This is a genomic window from Pseudomonas sp. R62, from assembly GCF_000257605.1.
In the GTDB taxonomy this organism is placed as follows: Bacteria; Pseudomonadota; Gammaproteobacteria; order Pseudomonadales; family Pseudomonadaceae; genus Aquipseudomonas; species Aquipseudomonas atacamensis.
Genome location: NZ_JH635999.1, coordinates 2,337,908 through 2,340,178, shown reverse-complemented (window position 1 = coordinate 2,340,178; position 2,271 = coordinate 2,337,908). Strand labels below are relative to the sequence as shown.

At 55.1% G+C, this 2,271-nt stretch carries 4 protein-coding genes; 3 read left to right on the top strand and 1 reads right to left on the bottom strand.

Annotated features, from left to right (window positions below; all coding sequences use genetic code 11):
- From OQK_RS31800 to OQK_RS28275, 3 genes are all read left to right on the top strand, one after another.
- Positions 1-337: PAAR repeat-containing protein (locus OQK_RS31800; RefSeq protein WP_038861913.1), on the top strand; the 337-nt coding region annotated here is incomplete at its 5' end.
- 4 nt (positions 338-341) lie between these two features.
- Positions 342-1,070, top strand: coding sequence for a hypothetical protein (locus tag OQK_RS28280; RefSeq protein ID WP_016775430.1), 729 nt, complete (start codon positions 342-344; stop codon positions 1,068-1,070).
- On the top strand, positions 1,070-1,591 hold the full coding sequence (locus OQK_RS28275) for a hypothetical protein (RefSeq protein WP_038861910.1): 522 nt from the start codon (positions 1,070-1,072) through the stop codon (positions 1,589-1,591). Before OQK_RS28280 ends, OQK_RS28275 begins: the two co-directional genes overlap by 1 nt.
- A 16-nt stretch (positions 1,592-1,607) precedes the next feature.
- On the opposite strand, the gene OQK_RS28270 is transcribed toward OQK_RS28275, so the two are convergent.
- On the bottom strand, positions 1,608-2,271 hold a 664-nt coding region (locus OQK_RS28270; RefSeq protein WP_038861908.1), incomplete at its 5' end, for a LysR substrate-binding domain-containing protein.

Genomic DNA, 2,271 nt, shown 5'->3' with positions numbered 1-2,271 from the left:
CGCTGTATCTGGCACCGTGTTCATCAATGGCTTGAACGCGGCGACGCTGGACAGCACCGGTGGCCACGGCAATGTCGTCATCGGCGGTTCAGGCACGGTGATCATTGGCGACACCGTAGTCGCGGCGCCTTTCAGTGGTCTGCTGCCGATGCCGGTGCACTTCACCGACAAGTTGAAACTGGTCAACGATGTAACTGGCGAACCGATGCCCAACCATCCCTATATGATCCAGCGCGCCGACGGGCGCATGGAGCATGGCGTGTCTGATGCCGACGGGTTTACTCACGAAGTCAGTTCGCACCTGCCTGAAACCATCAAGCTGTTTCTGGAGGAGTGAGGCAATGGCTGCGGAGACGGTAACGTGCGCGAAGGGCAACACTTACAAGCTGCACAAGGAGCATACGCTGACCGACAAGAAGGATGTCAGCGCCAAGCCTGTGCCGGTGGAAAGTACCAAGGCGATCGTGCTTTTTATTGGTGGGGCCGGGGATAAGGAGAGTTATTACTTCTCTGGGCCGTATCGAAATATACAACGGGCGTGGCTGGACTTTAATAAGCGTGCTGAGTCGTTACAAGATGAGGGGAAATACAAGTCGGAGTGGCTGGGCTACAACGAGGTCAGAGGCAAGTCAGATATTCAGCGACATGTTTTGAGTCTGATACCGTACAAAAGCTGCCCTATCTACATTATTGGACATAGTCTTGGGGGGTGGAATGGGGCGCACCTTACGAGAATAATGTCGGAGTGGGGGTACAGAGTGCCTATGCTGATTACTTTGGACCCTGTCGGTGAAGGCGCATTGGTGTGGGTAGGCTCGGATATCTATCGTGAGCGTCCCGAGCCCATTGCGGAGGATTGGATAAACGTCAGAGCGATGCCTACTCAAAGAGATCCTTCAGATGGTGTAGCGGATTTTGGCGAAAAATGGCTCATATCTTGCGGTCCTTCCCTTAATGCTAACGTAGATACCAATCATGCAGACGCTAAAGGTCTATTTGTCGCACCTATCTCTGGAGCTAAATCCGCAAGCGATTTGTTGTTCGAATCAGTCATGAGGGAGTTTTCGTGATGTGCAGATTTTTGCTTTGCGCATTGTTAGCCGTTTGTTCCGGCTGTGCGAAAGACCATGCGAAGCCTCCAGCAAATTTGAATTATGTGTCGGTCGAAAGAGAAAGTTTTCGGTTGTACGCTATCCGATATCAATCGGACGTTGATGTTCTGGATCTTTTTAATCGTGGAGAGGGAGTCGGTATGGCGTCAGGGACGCTTGAGTGTGCCTTGGCGGATGACCATGATTTCTCGGTTGATAAAGCAATGCAATTTTCTGCCGTAGGTTTGATTGATTCAGACGTGAGCAAGAGAGAGAAAGAGAAATCTTCCTATCTCACCAGCGCGTTTCTGGTTGAAACCTCCAGCGACCGTAGTTCACAACGTCACCTGTCAAAAACGGAGCTAAATAACCTCCTATACAATAAAACCCAAATCCCCTGCAAAGTCGTCATCACCGCCTTTGGCTACAAAACCTACTACTCAAACACCATGAACATCCCCACCGCCGACCTGCTCCGCGAAATCAACAAACCCGAATAAACAACCCCGGGGGGATTCAGGCAAATCCCCCCGCATCCACCCCCAATTCCCCACGCAAAAACTCCACCAGCCCCCGCTGCAACCCGCTCAACACTCCCTCACGACTAACCAGCGCCAGTTCCGTCGGCGCCAACTCCGGCAGATCCGTACACACCTCATGCTCTGGCAATAGCGCCGAAACCGGCAAAACCGAAATCCCTAACCCAGACGCTACCGCCGCTTGAATCCCGGTCAGGCTATGGCTGCCGAACGCCACTCGCCATGGTCGCTGCGCCACATCGAGCAAGCGAATCGCCCGTTGTCGGTACAGGCAGCCCTGCGGAAACAGCGCCAGCGGCAGCACACCGCTGGAGGTGTCGAATTCGGTGCCTTTGACCCAGACCAGTCGTTCCGGCCAGGTGGCCCATGCCGGGCCGCTGTCGGGTTCGCGTTTGATCAGGGCAATGTCGATGTCGCCGGCGTCGAGGCGTTGGCGCAGGTCGAGGCTCATGCCGCTGATGGTTTCCAGGCGCACTTGCGGATGGTTGCGGGTGAAGCCGGCGAGGATCAGTGCCATGCGCCGGGCGTCGAAGTCTTCCGGCATGCCGATGCGCAGCACTTCCAGGTCGACGTCACTGGCCAGCGCTTGCGTGGCTTCGGCGGACAGCGCCAGCAACCGGCGCGCATAGTGGATCAGCAGT

Coding starts and splice junctions, on each gene's coding strand:
- OQK_RS28280 (WP_016775430.1), top strand. CDS start 342: ATGGCTGCGGAGACGGTAACGTGCGCGAAGGGCAACACTTACAAGCTG.
- OQK_RS28275 (WP_038861910.1), top strand. CDS start 1,070: ATGTGCAGATTTTTGCTTTGCGCATTGTTAGCCGTTTGTTCCGGCTGT.